At 50.1% G+C, this 16,132-nt stretch carries 17 protein-coding genes and 1 tRNA gene; 2 read left to right on the top strand and 16 right to left on the bottom strand.

Annotated elements, in window-relative coordinates:
• Positions 1–9: 9 nt before the first annotated feature.
• The 10 genes from hfq to ndk form a co-directional block, all read right to left on the bottom strand.
• Positions 10–246 carry an RNA chaperone Hfq gene (hfq, locus tag MPB2EB_RS02920; RefSeq protein WP_185182363.1) on the bottom strand — a complete coding sequence of 79 codons (237 nt, stop codon included), beginning with the start codon at positions 244–246 and terminating at the stop codon, positions 10–12.
• A 154-nt stretch (positions 247–400) separates the two neighbouring features.
• A complete protein-coding gene (gene der / locus MPB2EB_RS02915) occupies positions 401–1,738 on the bottom strand; it encodes a ribosome biogenesis GTPase Der (protein ID WP_185182362.1) in 1,338 nt (445 codons plus the stop codon).
• On the bottom strand, positions 1,735–2,883 hold the full coding sequence (gene bamB / locus MPB2EB_RS02910; protein ID WP_185182361.1) for an outer membrane protein assembly factor BamB: 1,149 nt from the start codon (positions 2,881–2,883) through the stop codon (positions 1,735–1,737). The genes der and bamB overlap by 4 nt, the downstream gene beginning before the upstream one ends.
• Positions 2,884–2,889: 6 nt before the next feature.
• A complete protein-coding gene (locus MPB2EB_RS02905) occupies positions 2,890–3,552 on the bottom strand; it encodes a tetratricopeptide repeat protein (RefSeq protein WP_185182360.1) in 663 nt (220 codons plus the stop codon).
• A gap of 34 nt (positions 3,553–3,586) precedes the next feature.
• Entirely contained in the window at positions 3,587–4,909 is a 1,323-nt protein-coding gene (gene hisS, locus MPB2EB_RS02900) for a histidine--tRNA ligase (protein WP_185182359.1), read from the bottom strand.
• Between the two features lie 32 nt (positions 4,910–4,941).
• Positions 4,942–6,228: a flavodoxin-dependent (E)-4-hydroxy-3-methylbut-2-enyl-diphosphate synthase gene (gene ispG, locus MPB2EB_RS02895; protein ID WP_232534474.1), complete on the bottom strand. Its 1,287-nt coding sequence runs from the start codon at positions 6,226–6,228 to the stop codon at positions 4,942–4,944.
• Positions 6,229–6,257: 29 nt separating this feature from the next.
• Positions 6,258–7,205 (bottom strand): helix-turn-helix domain-containing protein, encoded by a 948-nt coding sequence (locus MPB2EB_RS02890; protein ID WP_185182357.1) that lies wholly within the window; start codon positions 7,203–7,205, stop codon positions 6,258–6,260.
• On the bottom strand, positions 7,171–7,563 hold the full coding sequence (locus tag MPB2EB_RS02885; protein WP_185182356.1) for a hypothetical protein: 393 nt from the start codon (positions 7,561–7,563) through the stop codon (positions 7,171–7,173). The genes MPB2EB_RS02890 and MPB2EB_RS02885 overlap by 35 nt, the downstream gene beginning before the upstream one ends.
• Entirely contained in the window at positions 7,563–8,747 is a 1,185-nt protein-coding gene (gene rlmN / locus MPB2EB_RS02880; RefSeq protein ID WP_185182355.1) for a 23S rRNA (adenine(2503)-C(2))-methyltransferase RlmN, read from the bottom strand. Before rlmN ends, MPB2EB_RS02885 begins: the two co-directional genes overlap by 1 nt.
• 19 nt (positions 8,748–8,766) lie before the next feature.
• Positions 8,767–9,192, bottom strand: a complete 426-nt coding sequence (ndk, locus tag MPB2EB_RS02875) for a nucleoside-diphosphate kinase (RefSeq protein ID WP_185182354.1) — start codon at positions 9,190–9,192, stop codon at positions 8,767–8,769.
• Positions 9,193–9,751: 559 nt separating this feature from the next.
• On the opposite strand from ndk, the gene MPB2EB_RS02870 reads away from it, so the two are divergent.
• Both MPB2EB_RS02870 and MPB2EB_RS02865 read left to right on the top strand, forming a co-directional pair.
• Complete coding sequence (locus tag MPB2EB_RS02870) at positions 9,752–10,456, top strand: Bax inhibitor-1/YccA family protein (protein WP_185182353.1); 705 nt, start codon at positions 9,752–9,754, stop codon at positions 10,454–10,456.
• 133 nt (positions 10,457–10,589) lie between these two features.
• Positions 10,590–11,735, top strand: a complete 1,146-nt coding sequence (locus tag MPB2EB_RS02865) for a porin (protein ID WP_185182352.1) — start codon at positions 10,590–10,592, stop codon at positions 11,733–11,735.
• Between the two features lie 295 nt (positions 11,736–12,030).
• Here MPB2EB_RS02865 and pth read toward each other — a convergent pair whose 3' ends face one another.
• The 6 genes from pth to MPB2EB_RS02835 form a co-directional block, all read right to left on the bottom strand.
• Positions 12,031–12,624 (bottom strand): aminoacyl-tRNA hydrolase, encoded by a 594-nt coding sequence (gene pth / locus MPB2EB_RS02860; RefSeq protein WP_185182351.1) that lies wholly within the window; start codon positions 12,622–12,624, stop codon positions 12,031–12,033.
• A 12-nt stretch (positions 12,625–12,636) separates the two neighbouring features.
• Positions 12,637–13,260 carry a 50S ribosomal protein L25/general stress protein Ctc gene (locus MPB2EB_RS02855; protein ID WP_185182350.1) on the bottom strand — a complete coding sequence of 208 codons (624 nt, stop codon included), beginning with the start codon at positions 13,258–13,260 and terminating at the stop codon, positions 12,637–12,639.
• Between the two features lie 164 nt (positions 13,261–13,424).
• Positions 13,425–14,378, bottom strand: a complete 954-nt coding sequence (locus tag MPB2EB_RS02850) for a ribose-phosphate pyrophosphokinase (protein ID WP_185182349.1) — start codon at positions 14,376–14,378, stop codon at positions 13,425–13,427.
• Between the two features lie 35 nt (positions 14,379–14,413).
• A tRNA-Gln gene (locus MPB2EB_RS02845) sits at positions 14,414–14,490 on the bottom strand.
• 45 nt (positions 14,491–14,535) lie between these two features.
• Positions 14,536–15,399, bottom strand: coding sequence for a 4-(cytidine 5'-diphospho)-2-C-methyl-D-erythritol kinase (ispE, locus tag MPB2EB_RS02840; RefSeq protein ID WP_185182348.1), 864 nt, complete (start codon positions 15,397–15,399; stop codon positions 14,536–14,538).
• Positions 15,400–15,487: 88 nt separating this feature from the next.
• The gene (locus MPB2EB_RS02835) at positions 15,488–16,111 is read right to left on the bottom strand and encodes an outer membrane lipoprotein LolB (RefSeq protein WP_185182347.1); all 624 of its coding nucleotides are present in this window, start codon (positions 16,109–16,111) and stop codon (positions 15,488–15,490) included.
• Positions 16,112–16,132 lie beyond the last annotated feature (21 nt).

Raw genomic sequence — 16,132 nt, 5'->3', positions numbered from 1 at the left:
TTAATTCGCCTAATTTGCTTCGTCATCTGTAGAGAAATTGACTGGACGAGCAGGCACAACCGTAGAAATTGCGTGCTTATATACCATTTGAGTTACAGTATTTTTTAACAAGACCACATACTGATCAAAAGACTCAACATTGCCCTGTAATTTAATGCCATTCACTAAATAAATCGATACTGGCACGTGTTCTTTACGCAATGCGTTCAGAAACGGGTCTTGTAATAACTGCCCTTTGTTACTCATAGTAAACTCCATTGTGTTTTTTGCGATTGAATTAATTCAATCAAAATATTGAAAAAATTTAAATTACAACTATCTATTATAACTACAGTTGATTTATGAAGTGAAGTAAATTTCCTTTTTAGATTAATTTAAAAAGTTATTTTAAATTTATGAACTATTTTCTCTCAATGTAAGGATTGCGCGATGATCGAAACTCTACTCTTAATGGCGTGCCTGTCAACATAAAGGTTTCGCGAAATCTCCTTTCAAGGTAACGCCGATAAGAGTCTGTTACCGCGTCAAGCGCATTTCCATGAATAATAATCACCGGCGGATTCTGGCCGCCTTGATGCGCATAGCGCAACTTCGGACGCACCGGTCCCTTGCGACGTGGCTGCTGAAACTCAACCGCCTCAATCAACGTCCGCGTTAACTTTGGCGTTGGCAATTTCGCCATCGCTGCTGCATATGCGGCGTCAACTGACTGTACCAGTGGATCGATGCCGATTTTTTTTGTCGCCGAAATGAAGTGAAATTTAGCGAAATCGAGAAATTGTAATTGTCGGGTGAGCTCAGTTTTAAAACGCTCACGTGCATGAGCCTCAAGCCCGTCCCATTTATTTACGCCTATGACTAATGCTCGCCCTTGCTCTACCACAAAACCCGCAATATGCGCGTCTTGCTCGCTAATATCTTGACATGCATCCAGCAAAAGCACAACCACATTTGCATCCGCAATCGCTTGCAAGGTTTTAACTACAGAAAATTTTTCAACGGCTTCAAACACTTTGCCACGCCGCCGCAGGCCCGCCGTATCAATTAACGTATAAGGCCGCCCCTGCCGCTCAAAAGCGATGTAAATTGAATCGCGGGTGGTGCCAGGCATATCAAATGCAATCACGCGCTCTTCACCCAGTAGAGTATTCACGAGCGTTGATTTACCTACATTGGGGCGCCCGACAATCGCAATTTTGACACCCCGCGCGGCATCTTCCGCCTCAGTGTCATCGCAGCGCCCAGCATAAGCCTGTTCTAAGGCATGGTCCACCATATCGCGCACGCCCTCGCCATGCGCCGATGAAATGGCAAAAGGTTGGCCCAAGCCAAGTTCATAGAAATCGGCAACCACCGCACTATGTTTCATCCCTTCGGCTTTATTCACCACTAAACACAACGGCCGCCCAGTTTTACGCAGATAATTAGCAATCAAACTATCTTGCGGCGTCATCCCTTGCCGCGCATCTACGATAAAAATAACTGCATCGGCTTCATCCACCGCTTGTTGCGTCTGAAGCGCCATGCGCTGCACAATGCCCTCTTTGACAACCGGCTCGAAGCCCCCCGTATCCACGACCAAATAAGGCCGCTCACCTAGGCGGCCAGTGCCATAATGACGGTCCCGCGTTAGGCCGGGGAAATCCGCTACCAGCGCATCTCTTGAGCGGGTCAGGCGATTAAATAAAGTAGATTTCCCAACATTGGGACGCCCTACCAAGGCAATGACTGGTTTCATTTGGAGCGGAATGCATATAAGTTGCCATTGCGCGTTTGCACAATGAGGGTGTGTTTAACTAACACCGGCTGCGCGCTAATTGCGCTGTGATCTGTTTCCATTCGCGCAACCAAAGCGCCTTGTTCACGAGACAGGAAATGCACGAAGCCTCGATAATCGCCAACGACAATTGCCTGACCCGTAAGGATCGGCGTTCCTAGGCTACGGTTTTTAAGCTTGGTGTTTTGCCAAAGTAACTTGCCGTCGGCAGCGTCATAGAGCGAGACAACTGACGCATCGTCGCTGGCCACCAAGGCGGTTTTATCCTGCGCAATCCCACGGTAGCTTGAGAATGGCCGCTCCCATAAAGGTTGTCCATTTTGCACATTAAAGCAGCTCAAACGGCCTTGGAAAGTGACGGCGCAGGTTTGGTAATCGACCAGCGTCGGCGCGCCAGTTACATCGTTTAAGCGTTCGACTTCAGTCACGCCGCTGGCATAAGCGACCGGCGTTTGCCAATAAGCTAGGCCGTTGGCAAGGTTAAGCACCGCCAATGAACCATCAGCGAAACCAGCAAGCAGCGCGCCCGTGCCCGCAAATGTCATCCCGGCACTGGTCCGCAAGCTCAGCAATGGCGCGCGATTATAAAATACCCATTTTTGCGCGCCGGTTGCCAGATCGAAAGCAATAATACGGCTATCTGTCGTGCGCACGAACACCTTGCCCTGCCCTACTAGCGGGGGCGTTAAGATTTCGCCGCGCGCCTGAGCTTGCCATAGCAACTTGCCATGAGCGTCAAGCACATGGACTGTGCCATTTAAGCTAGCGACAGCAACGACTGCGCCATCGCCGCCAACGCCAGCCGATAATTCAGCATCAAGCTTGGTGCTCCAAAGCATCTCACCGCTGTGCGCAGCAAATTTAGCCACCACGCCATTGGCTCCGGCCGCATACACGACATCATCGAATGCCAGCGGCTGAAATAAATAACGGTTCCCCTTACCGACACTTGCTTTCCAAATCTGCGCGACACCCAGCGTCGGAGTTATCTCCGGCAGAGGGCTAGGAACACGCCGTAAATCTTTAGATGAAGAACACGCTGTAAATAACAGCGCCGCCAAGATGCAGGCACACGGGTAAAACAGCAAGCGAAGTAAATACGTCATAAAAAATTATTGATTAGCTGAGCCGCCCAATGCATCGAGCTTGAGCTGGACTAAGCGGTGGATCGGGCTATTGTTCAGATTATCCGCTATAAGCAACTGCAAGGCTTCTTGATATGCTTGTCGCGCGTCATCGCGTTTGCCCTGGGCTGCGAATAAATCACCACGACGATCCGCATAGAGCGCCTTGAATGTATCTTTAGGGGTCTCAGCAAGCAAATTTAAGCCTTGTTCATAGGCTTTTTCACCCAACAAAATTGACGCCAAGCGCAAACGTGCAATTTGCTGATATTCAGCATCGCGCGCATGCTTAATCACCCATTGTAATTGCGTTTTAGCCGCTTCACTATCCTCTGCCTGATAGAACGCTTTGGCTGCCATCAAAGAACTCATCTGCGCATATGGGGTACGCCCAAACTGCTTTTTCATATCGTCGAGGATACGCGCCAGCCGCTCTTTATCGAGTGTCTGAGTAGACGGCTGCGCAACGTGTTGCAACTGTTCATAAAGACGCGCGGCCTGTGCGGTCTGCTGACCTTGCCAGTAATTCCAGCCACTCCAGCCAGCCCCTGCCAGCAATACCACTAGCAATAAGCCAATCAGTGTATTGCCCCACCGCACCCACCAGGTTTTCAGATTGTCGAGGGTTTCCTGTTCTTCGTGATAACTCATACCATTGCTTCCTTTTAAGAAAGGGGTTGTACCGTTAAGCTGAAACCATTACATCAATTAGATAGTCAAGTAGACGCTCGTTAGCAATACTTTGCTGCGGTGCGTGGTTACTCTCTTCAGACAGCTTACGCAAGGCCTTAACGGTGACCAAACCTTGCGCCACTTCGTCCGCGCCAATGATAACTGCATATTGCGCCCCGCTTGCATCGGCACGCTTCATTTGCGTTTTAAAATTCGCTGGCGCGCCGTCAGCGCTACAGTGCAAAATAACATCAAAACTCGCATCGCGCAGCCGCTCAGCAATAATAAAAGCCTGGGTACGCGCAGCGTCGCCCTGATGCACGAGATAAATATCGCAACCTGACGGTTGCGGCGCGAGCTGATCTTCTTTCAATAACTCCAGCACGCGCTCAATCCCGAGCGCCCAACCGCAGGCTGGCGTCAGCTTGCCACCAAGCTGCTCAAACAGCAAATCATAACGCCCACCCCCAGCCACCGTACCCTGCGCACCAAGACGGTCAGTGACCCACTCAAAAACCGTCAAATTGTAATAATCCAGCCCGCGCACCAGGCGCGGATTAAGCGTGAATGGAATATTATTCGCTTTTAGCAACTGGCTTAACGCCTCAAAATGAGCCAGTGACGCGGCGCCCAGAAAATCCATTAACTTAGGTGCTTGTTGCACGAGCTGTTGCAACTCTGGCTGCTTAGTATCCAGTACACGCAATGGATTAGCATATAGACGCCGCTTTGCATCGCCGTCAAGCAGCTCCATATGCTGCTCTAGGTAAGCCACTAACGCTTTACGATGTTCAGCGCGTTCCGCGGGCTGACCTAACGAGTTCAACTCAAGCCGAATATCGGTTAAACCCAGATCATCCCATAACCGCTGACATAACAAAATAATTTCAGCATCTGCATCTGGACCAGCAAAACCTAAGGCTTCCACGCCAAGCTGGTGAAACTGTCGATAGCGACCACGTTGTGGGCGTTCGTGTCTAAACATAGGTCCGGTGTACCACAAACGTTTAGGACCATCATATAAAAGGCTATGTTCGATGGTTGCCCGTACTACCGCAGCCGTGTTTTCTGGACGCAGCGTCAAGCATTCGCCATTCAGCGCATCCACAAAGCTATACATTTCTTTTTCAACAATATCCGTTACTTCGCCAATGCCACGCGTGAAAAGCTGCGTTTGTTCAACGATTGGCGTACGAATATTTTGATAACCGTAAGCGCTGAGCGCCGCTTTAGCCGTGTTTTCAAAGTATTCCCAAAGTGCAGCATCCGACGGCAGGATGTCATTCATTCCTTTGATGCCAGTCAGCTTTTCAATCTTCTTACTTGGTTTTGTCATGAGTTTTAATGGACTCTATTTTCTTGAGTTTTTTAGTCTACTATGAGAGCGCGGCCAAAGCGGCGCTCGATATAGTTGCTGATAATTTGCTGAAACTCTTCAGCAATTCGCTCGCCGCGCAAGGTTACTGATTTTTCGCCGTCAATAAAAACTGGGGCGGCCGGGCTTTCACCAGAACCCGGCAAGCTAATGCCAACATCTGCATGCTTCGATTCGCCAGGCCCATTCACAATACATCCCATGACCGCAACTTTTACTTTTTCAGCGCCTGGATAGCGGGTGCGCCATAGCGGCATTTGCAGATGCAAATACGCTTGAATCTGAGCCGCCAGCGTTTGGAAAGACGTGCTCGTAGTCCGCCCACACCCGGGACAGGCTACCACCACTGGCGCAAACGCGCGTAAATCCAGCGCTTGCAGAATTTCGCGGGCAACCGTCACTTCTTTTGAGCGCGCCGCTCCGGGTTCGGGCGTGAGCGAAATACGAATGGTATCGCCAATCCCCGCTTGCAATAAAATCGCTAGCGCAGCGGTCGATGCGACAATCCCTCTTGAGCCCATGCCGGCCTCAGTCAATCCGAGGTGAAGAGCATATTCACAGCGTTGCCCGAGCTCACGATAAACGGCGATTAAATCCTGCACGCTACTGACTTTGCATGACAGCACAATCTGGTTTGCTGTAAGCCCAAGTTCCAGCGCTCGCTCAGCGCTACTTAAGGCAGACTCAAGCAACGCCTCAACCATTAAACTCTGCGCTGACATCGGCTCAGCGCGCTGCGCATTATCGTCCATCATGCGCATTAATATAGCCTGGTCAAGGCTGCCCCAGTTAACGCCAATCCGCACAGGTTTATTATAACGGCACGCTACCTCAATCATTTGCGCAAATTGAAGATCGCGTTTAGCACCTTGACCGACATTGCCCGGATTAATCCGATACTTTGATAAAGCCTGCGCGCATGCAGGGTAATCGCGCAACAATAAGTGACCGTTATAATGGAAATCACCGATCAGCGGCACCGGCACATTCATCCGATCAAGTTGCTCACGGATCACCGGCACCGCCTGGGCCGCCTGTGGCGTATTGACAGTAATACGGACTAACTCAGAACCTGCTTGCGCGAGCTCTTTGATTTGGATTGCAGTCGCAATCGCATCGACTGTATCCGTATTGGTCATTGACTGCACACACACTGGCGCTGACCCGCCGAGCGTGACTTGATGCTCGCCCCAGCGTACCACAACCGGCTGCGAGTGGCGGCGCGCCGCCCTACTCATCAGCGGCGCATCCGGTAGCGCTGGTGTGTTATTCGCTTGCATCCTACTTATATCCATTCACGTTGAGCGGGTTACGGTAACTCAAAACGAGCAACGTTTTGGCGCCCACCTGCATATTTGTCTGCTTCGACCCGTTTACCATCTAATTCTATTGCCTCTAGCCCAGCCACATTGCCAACGACAATCTTGAATGGCGGCGCCCCTTTCAGAGTCTGCTCACCTCCTGCCTGCACTGTATTTGCATACACTTGCTGACCATCGTGTTGGCTCACGCTAATCCAGTTATTCTGCGAAACTTTAATGCGCAAGGTTGCCATGTTCCCCTGGCCTCTCGCATCCGCCATGGTCGGCACAGCAGCTGCCGGCGGATTGGCGGGTATAGCATTTAAGTGGGGACTTTGGGCGACAACGCCCGCCGTCGCTTGATTCGTTAAAACCAAACGCGCTCGGACAGCCCCTGCAGATGCCTCGCTTACGGATGACTTCGGTTGAACTTTAGATAGCTGCGGCTTAGATTCGTGTCCAATGATGTCATCATAGCGATACACTAACAGCGCCGCCGCCAAAGCCAATATGCCCATGCCCCAAAGCCATAGATAACCTTTGCGCTTAGTTTGCCAAGACCTCAGAGTACTGAGCTTTTGCTGCGGCATCCGCCCACGCCCGCTTAACGTCGTAAGATTGGGAGAATCTTGCGCGCTAGCACGACGCAAGGCATCGACTAAAGGCTGTGGATCAGTACCGAGAATTTTTGCATAACTACGCATAATGCCAATCGCAAAAGTCACTTCTGGCAAATGCTCCAGTTCACCGGCTTCAAGCGCACGCACTTTGGCAACCGACACTTTAAGCCGGGCCGCAACCTCTTCAATCAGCCAACCGTTAGCTTCACGTAATTGAGCCAGCTGCTCACCGGCAACCCGCGCAGAACCATCATCGGCAGCCCATGCCGCACTTTTCGCCGCTACCGGGGTAGCCGGGCTTTCAGTCTTCAAAGTCTGCTCGTCTTGCTTGCTCATCCAAAAATCTCGCATAATTTAATCGTAATGACGTGTCATCTTTAGCGCCCTTGAGCACTAACGCCCGCTGAAAATATTGATCAGCTGCTGGTGCATTGCCAACCACATGCTCAAGCAACGCTAACGCGTGTAGCGCAGCGCGATGATCAGGCATGAGTTGGAGCGCCAAAGCCGCTTCACGGCGCGCCACCTCAAATTGTTCTTTGTCCAGATAAGCCAGCGCAAGTTCCGCGTGTAAGTCCGCTCGGTAATGCAGGGCAGCTTGCTGAGCCGGCTGATTCACTGCCATCGATGATGGTGTCGAACAAGCTCCAGTTAAAAAACCTACCGCGCAGATAAAAAAGAAACCTCTCAGCATTATGTCGGATAAATTTCGATCATGGTCCGCCCGCTCTGCTGAGTTGTAGCCTGCGCCATGTCTTTAGCTTTCTGGCCTTGACTGCGCTCCGCTAGGCGCGTGCGATCAACGACATCGCCCGCGAGCTGACCGCAGGCCGCATCAATATCGTCGCCACGCGTTTTACGGACGGTGGTAACAATGCCTGCCGCCAATAAAACTTGCGCAAAGCGTTTAATCCGCTCAGCACTGGAACGCTTTAACCCGGATTCTGGGAACGGGTTAAAAGGAATTAAGTTGAATTTACAATGCACATCACGCACCAGTGCAACCAGCTCATGCGCATGAGCCACTTCATCATTGACCCCATCCAGCATGCAATATTCAAATGTAATGAAATCGCGTGGGGCGGTTTTCAAATAACGCTGACATGCGCTGATGAGTTCGCGCAACGGATATTTTTTATTCAGCGGCACCAGTTCATCGCGCAATTTATCATTAGGCGCATGTAACGAGACCGCGAGCGCAACCGGCAGTTCCGCCGCCAGCCGATCCATCATCGGCACCACGCCGGAAGTCGACAAAGTCACGCGCCGGCGCGAAAGCCCATAAGCATTGTCGTCAAGCATCAAACGCATGGCGCTGACGACTGGATTAAAATTAAGCAACGGCTCGCCCATACCCATCATCACCACATTCGTAATGACACGGTCGGCACGACCCGCGTTGCGCTGATCTGGCGGCAGAGCATTACGCAATGCAAATTCCGCGAGCCAGAGCTGACCAATAATTTCGCTGGTGCTTAAATTCCGGTTAAAACCCTGCTTACCCGTTGAGCAAAAGCGACAGTTCACCGCACAGCCGGCTTGAGATGAAATGCACAGGGTGCCACGCGCCGTCTCGGGAATGAACACGGTCTCGACCGCATTGCCATTTCCCACATCAATTAACCATTTACGCACACCATCGGTTGATAAATGATCACTGAGAATTTGAGGGGGCTGAATGACCGCATGCGCTTTAAGTTTGTCACGCAATGATTTCGCCAGGTCCGTCATCTGGTCGAAATCCGCGACCCCATATTGGTGAATCCAGCGCTGTAATTGCTTGGCGCGAAATGGCTTCTCGCCTAAGCGGTTAGCGCAATAAGCGCCCAGCTCAGGCCCATCGAAATCAAGCAAGTTGACGGTTTCGGCGGTTGCCATTTCTTAGCGGCCTATCAATTTAACGGGAATGAAGATTGATGCCCGGGAAGAAAAAACCGATTTCTGCGCGCGCGGTATCTGAGCCATCAGAACCATGCACAGCATTTGCATCAATGCTATCGGCAAAATCTGCGCGGATGGTGCCTTTATCTGCTTTTTGCGGATCAGTCGCGCCCATTAAATCACGGTTTTTGGCGATTGCGTTTTCACCTTCAAGCACCTGAATCATAATTGGCCCCGATACCATGAAGTCAACCAGCGCTTTAAAAAATGGACGCTCTTTATGCACGCTATAAAATTGCTCTGCTTGCTCACGTGACAAATGCGCCATCCGAGCTGCGATAATTTTCAGCCCTGCATTTTCAAAACGACTATAAATCTGACCAATCACATCCTTGGCGACGGCATCCGGCTTAATAATTGACAAGGTGCGTTCAAGCGCCATGAAAAACTCCACTCTATATAATAATTCATCGATGTTAATTTAACCGCCCCAGCGAGCTTTTGTTGCGCGGGACGACCCGATAGCGTCCTTTCTTTTTAAGCAAATAAGCAACCCTCACTCTACTTCGCCGTCTAAAAAAGAAAACTTTTATACGCCAACCAATAAAAACCAGCCCCATAAGCAGTATGACTTCGCTAAAATCCCTCATGAGCTAGCTTAAGACTGGCCGGCATTTTTTAAAACCAGCCCAATATTTTAGCATGTAGCTAGGTGCGAAGATACAGGTGATATACCGTGGAAATTGAATCTCCGCTCTCTCGGAAACCCTATTTCATGATTTTTTGCATAAAAGATATTCAACATTATAAATTGGCAAAAATGCCCCTGCCACCTAGCCAAAAGGCCAAACGCAAAACATCTATCAATCTGGAGTCTATGCAGAGCGCTATAAATATGCTATATAAATCTTTGTGCGAGTGCTCTATTTGGACTACATTCGTTTTATATAGAGATAGGCGGGTGTAACTGCCAAGTCCTCGTGTTATCTAGGAGAGAGTGTATGAAGGACGATTTTCAAACTTATAGCTTCGGCCGTAACGGAAGCATCACCCCAGTTGCGACCCGCAACCGGGTATTACGCAATACCTACTGGTTATTAGCGCTATCCATGATTCCCAGCGTACTTGGTGCTTGGCTTGGCGTGAGCACGGGCTTTTCACTGTTAAAAGCAACCAGCCCGGGCTTTAGCTTTATCCTTTTCATAGCGATTGCATTTGGCTTTATGTTTGCAATTGAACGGTTTAAAAATAGTAGCGTCGGCGTTGCTTTGCTGCTTGGCTTTACCTTTTTTATGGGCTTGATGCTTGCGCGCCTATTAAGTTTTGTGTTGGGTTTTTCAAATGGCGCATCGCTCATCATGTTGGCTTTGGGCGGCACAGGCGTTATTTTTACCATGATGGCGTCAATTGCGACGGTTTCAAAACGAGATTTTTCCGGCCTTGGCAAATGGCTATTTATGGGCGTGATTGTGCTAATCCTAGCATCCGTCGCCAATATTTGGCTTCAACTACCCGCTTTGATGCTCACCGTTTCTGTCATGGCGACTGTGATTTTCTCCGCCTATATGCTGTTTGATGTGCAGCGTGTCGTGAACGGCGGCGAAACGAATTACATTAGAGCTGCTTTAGCTATCTATCTAGATATCTACAATGTGTTCGCGAATTTGTTAATGCTGCTCGGCATATTTGGTGGGAATAGAAACTAAGTTCCCATTCAGCAAATACATAAAGTTGCGCGGGGTACAAAACGTAACTGACTAAGCCGCACAAGCCTAATGCTTGTGCGGCTTTTTTATTTTTACTAAAAGATTCGACCAATCTCTATACGGGGGTACAGAAATGAAACGGGTTCTTTTAAGTATAGCGCTCACGGGCACATTCAGCGCTCCGGTTTATGCGCAAAGCAGTTTGACGCTTTATGGCTCATTGGGCGCTGCGCTTATGTATACGAATAACCAAACTGGCCACCCAAACTGGCAAGTCGGCACTGGGGGCGCCGGTAGTAACTACTGGGGTCTGCGCGGCATAGAAGATTTAGGCGCAGGCACACAAGCACTTTTTCTGCTAGAAAGTGGCTTTAAAATTAATACTGGCCGCTTCCCACTAAAAGAAGTGGGTTTTGACCGCCAGGCCTTTATGGGCTTGTCTGATGTCACAATGGGCACCCTCACAGTGGGGCGCCAATATGACGCTATCACGGATTACCTGGCGTCCTTTAGCTTGGCAGGGAGCAGTCTAGGCGGAGGACAATTCTCCCATCCCTTCGATAACGATAATGTGAACGGCTCATTCAGCGTAAACAACTCGATCAAATTCTCAAGTATCAACTACAATGGCTTTACGTTTGGCGGTCTGTATGCTTTTTCGAATGAAGCAGGCCAGTTCGCCAATAACCGTGATTACAGCCTCGGTGCCGCTTATTCCTATGGTCCGTTTAGCGCCGCAGTGGCGTATTTACAGGCTAACAACCCTGGCGCGAATAATACCGGCGCACAGATGAACGAAGAGGTCTCTTTCGAAGCTGACCGCCAACGCATATGGGGGGCTGGGACAAATTATACGCTTGGCCGCACAACCCTAGGTTTCGTATATACGCAGGCGAAATTCAACCGCCCGCAATTGCCAAAACATGTGCCTGAAAAATTACAGATTACAGATGCCGGGCATTCCGTTGACTTGAATAACTATGAACTCAATGCACGTTACCGCCTAACACCGGCCTGGAGCGTAAATGGTGCATATACATTGACCACCGGCGAGTTCTCTTTCGAGCAAGAGTCCAACAATCGCAAAGCAAAGTGGCATCAAGTCAGCTTACTGAGTAGCTATGAGCTATCAAAACGCACAAATGTTTTTATTTCAGCCATTGCTCAGCAATCCCAAGTACGCAATAGTCCAGCCAGCCTGACCAAAATCCATGGTTTTGAATTCTCCACAACCAACCGACAAATGGTAATCACGACCGGCCTACGGATGAAATTCTAAATAATCCGTCCCCCCATCTCTTGGACGAAACAATTTAAGCGCCCCAAGCAGAAGCAGGGGTTCGCCTTGCGCGCTTACGTGTTCTACACGTGAAAGCATAAGGCAAGACAGCACACCGCATTTAACTCAATTTATTTCGGTTTGGCGTAAGAATTTTCTGGAGATGCAGCCTGGTAACGTAAAAGCGCATCTACTTAGCAATAAGCCAACTATGCCACCCTTAACTGCTCTAATCAGCGCACTTCAAGCATAGCGCCAGAGCACGGGATGGATATTTTTTCAGATGTACGCTGTTTTAAAGCGATTGACGGTGCAGCGCCATCATCGCACGCTCCATTTCGCCTTGGATCACCGCTTGCATCACGGCAAGGCTACGGCAGATAGCCGCGTCTACTAATGCTTGTTCTTCTTTGCGCGGTGGCTTAAGGACGTAATTCACTACGTCAGTTTTTTTTTCTTCTAGCGCATAATCCCGCGGATGGCCAATCCCTAAACGCAGCCGCCAGTACTGCGGCGTCGCCAAATGCGCGCTAATATCTTTTAAGCCATTATGGCCACCGCTGCCACCACTCAATTTGAGTTTGGCAACGCCGGGGGGTAAGTCAAGCTCGTCATGCACCACTAAAATTTCTGCTGGAAGGATTTTATGAAAACGCGCAAGTGCAGCCACTGACTGACCTGAGCGATTCATAAAAGTGTGGGGTTGTAATAACCACACATCCCTGCCATGATAATGAGCACGCGCCGCCAAGCCATGAAAACGCGCTTCGTGACGTAACGCAGTTTGCGTAGCGCGGGCGATCGCATCAATCGCCCAAAAGCCGGCATTGTGCCGAGTCGCAGCATATTCTGCGCCCGGATTACCAAGGCCGGCAATCAACTTAATCATCAAAACCGCATCTTAAGAAGCAGCTGGCGCTCCATCTCCTTCAGCAGCGTTAGGCGCTTCTTCAGCCATAGCCGCAGCCGGGATGGTGGCCGAAACAATCACCGGGTTTTCCTGCTCAAGGTACTGCATGAGCTCAACGCCTGCTGGCAATTTTACGTCTTTTGCGTGCAATGATTGGCCCGCGCCTATCTCGGCCAAGTCAACCTCGATAAACTCGGGAAGATTGGCGGGTAAACAAGTTATTTCAAGCTCATTCATGACATGCGTCAAGATTGCGCTATCTAGCTTGACCGCTTTAGAGATCTCTTGATTCAAGTAATGCAGCGGGACTTTTTTGTGCAGCTTCTTGCTAGAATCGACACGTTGGAAATCAACGTGCAGTACTAACGGCTTAAATGGATGGTATTGCACATCGCGCAATAATACTTGCTGTGACACACTCCCGACCTCAAGCTCTAAAATCGAAGAATGAAACGCTTCTTTCTTAAGAGCGTGGAAGATTGCGTTATGATCAAGCTCAATTAATGTGGGCTGGCTATTCGCACCGTAAACAATCGCGGGCGTTCTACCAGCGAGACGCAGGCGGCGGCTCGAACCGGTACCCTGCACACTGCGCTCAAAAGCGACTACTTTCATTTATTTCTCCTAAAAAGCTGCCCACGACCAGGCAGAAAAAAGAAACTCTGCTCCGCGTTAAGCTCAGCAAAGCTTCTCAAAAAACCATGCAAAGCGAATCTGTATTTACTTTACATGGTTTTCTAACGCATTCTATGCGCTAAAAAAGGGGGGGACTTAAAGGGTCAACTTTCCGCAAACAGCGACATCACTGAATCGCCACGACGAATCCGCGAGAAAGTCTCAGCCAGTAAACCAGCACTTGAGAGCTGGCGAACTTTCACACACGCGCGGGCTTCAGCACGTAACGGAATGGTATCCGCCACCACCAGCTCATCTAACTCGGATTCCATCACTCGTTGCACCGCTTGACCCGACAAAACTGGGTGCGTGGTATACGCAAAAACTTGCCGTGCGCCGCGCTCTTTTAACACTTGCGCCGCTTTACATAAGGTGCCGGCAGTATCTACCATATCATCCATGATGACGCAGGTGCGGCCTTCGACCTCGCCAATAATATGCATGACTTCCGCCACATTCGCTTGAGGACGTCGTTTATCAATAATGGCAAGATCGGTATTCAGCTGCTTGGCTAATGCGCGCGCGCGCACCACACCACCGACATCAGGCGAAACAACCAGCAAATTCTCATAGTTTTGCTTGCGCAAATCACCTAGCAGAATCGGCGTTGCATAAATATTGTCAACTGGAATATCGAAAAAACCTTGAATCTGATCCGCATGCAAATCCATTGTAATAATTCGGTCAACGCCAGCAATTTGCAGCATATTGGCGACCAGCTTAGCGGAAATCGCGACCCGCGCTGAACGGGGCCGACGATCTTGACGAGCATAACCGAAATAAGGAATAGCAGCGGTGATCCGGCCGGCGGAGGCGCGTTTGAGCGCATCGACCATGATCATTAATTCCATCAGATTATCGTTGGTTGGCGCGCAGGTGGGCTGAAGCACAAAAACATCTTTGCCACGCACGTTTTCCTGAATTTCGACTTGAATCTCGCCATCGGAGAAACGACTAACCATTGCTTTGCCAAGCGCGATACCCAGCATCTCAACAACACCGCGGGCAAGCTCAGGATTGGCATTGCCGGTAAAGACCATTAGGCCGTCACTACTCATATATACCTATACCAGGACGGCTTTTTACGAAATTTTGGCAGGGGAGGAAGGACTCGAACCCTCGCATGCCGGAATCAAAATCCGGTGCCTTGACCAACTTGGCGACTCCCCTACAAACTATGACTGCTAAATCGTTTAAACCTTATTTTTAACCTTTTTACAACGCAAAAGCAAGCAACGGATGGGATTCAAGGCTTGCCGCGACCTCACTATGCCAGCCATCAGGTAACACCGCCTGTACCGAAAGTGCTTCATCCCGGCTAGCAAATACGGCAAAAACACTCGCCCCAGACCCCGTCATGCGTGCCGGCGCTACAGCTTTAAACCAATCCAGCACCTGCGCTACTTCTGCGTATTTTCCAGCGACTACAGACTGCATATCGTTGCGCCCAAAAGCATCGGCTCCGACTGCGCTGCCCCATTGCCCTAGAAAGTTCGCTATTTTGATGATTTTCGTATCCCGTGTCAATTCCCGCATTGAAAAAATTTCAGTAGTCGCTACTTGCACGGGTGGCGTGACCACTAAAAAATGGCGCAAAGGTAACTCAACCGCCTGCAACTGCTCGCCAATTCCCTGCGCAAAAGCGTTGCAGCCAAACACAAAAAATGGCACGTCTGCACCTAATGATATAGCCAAGTCCTGAAGTTGCGCGCGTGATAAATTCAGTTCCCAGAGCCGATTCAGTGCGAGTAAGGTACTGGCCGCATCCGAACTGCCACCGCCTAGACCGGCACCAAGTGGTATGCGTTTTTCAACTTCGATCTCAACCCCTAGTGGGCAACCTGCATAAGCTTGCAGCGCACGCGCGGCGCGTAACGTTAGATCGGATGCTTCAGACACGCCGGACACAGCCGCTACGCGCTCAATCGTTGGATCCGTGCGCACTTTAAAATGTAACGTATCGCCATAATCCAGGAGTTGGAATACGGTTTGCAGAAGATGATACCCATCGGCCCGACGACCGGTAATATGCAAAAAAAGATTCAGCTTGGCGGGCGCCAAACATGAAAAATCAGACATAGGCCTTCAGATTAATTAAACGATCCTTTTCTACTAGGACGCATTATCTAATGAAATAATGATGACTCATCCCCCCTTAACGCTGAATTTAGCTTCCAGGCTCCAGCGCTAGTTTGACCTCGATCGAGGCATCATCGCGGGTTAAATTCATGCGCTGCACGCGCACCACTGGCGCCTCAGTATAAGAGAGATAGTCAACCGTCCAACCCTCTTGCCGGATCTGCAGCGGGCGCTCGGTAGGGCTATGCCGGATTTGCGCTAGCGTTTTATGCATAGCCTTTTGGAAGGCGCTCTGATTGAGGTTAGGCTCCCAACCTTCCGGCGCGCGCAACCAATGGCGCAAACCACTCACTGGCAAGGGAAAACCGAGCGCAGTGCGCATCAATTCATCCGCATTGTCGGCAATCAGAGTCGGACGATTGGGCAGCTCAAGCGCTGCGCCCAAGGCCGATAATTGGACCACAGCAAGCGTTTGCCCCAGCGGATTAAGGAGGCGCAAGGTCGCTACTTTGCCATCGTCACGCCAAGCAAAACGCCCATAAACGTTACGAATTCGATGATGGACACCTTGCGCTTCTTGATAACGCACTGAAAAACGTCCATTGCAAGCAAATGATGTGGGTGAAGGAGGCGCTGGCGGTGGCAACGCACAACCTGCCAGCCAACCGAGCAAAATGGCCAATACCGTCAATTTTTTAAGTTGAGATTTCATTTGCTGTCACCTACCTTATTT

Origin of the sequence: Mycoavidus sp. B2-EB, from assembly GCF_014218255.1 — a bacterium.
Classification (GTDB): domain Bacteria; phylum Pseudomonadota; class Gammaproteobacteria; order Burkholderiales; family Burkholderiaceae; genus Mycoavidus.
Note: the sequence above shows the minus strand (reverse complement) of the source record. Positions and strands in the feature narration are given on the sequence as shown.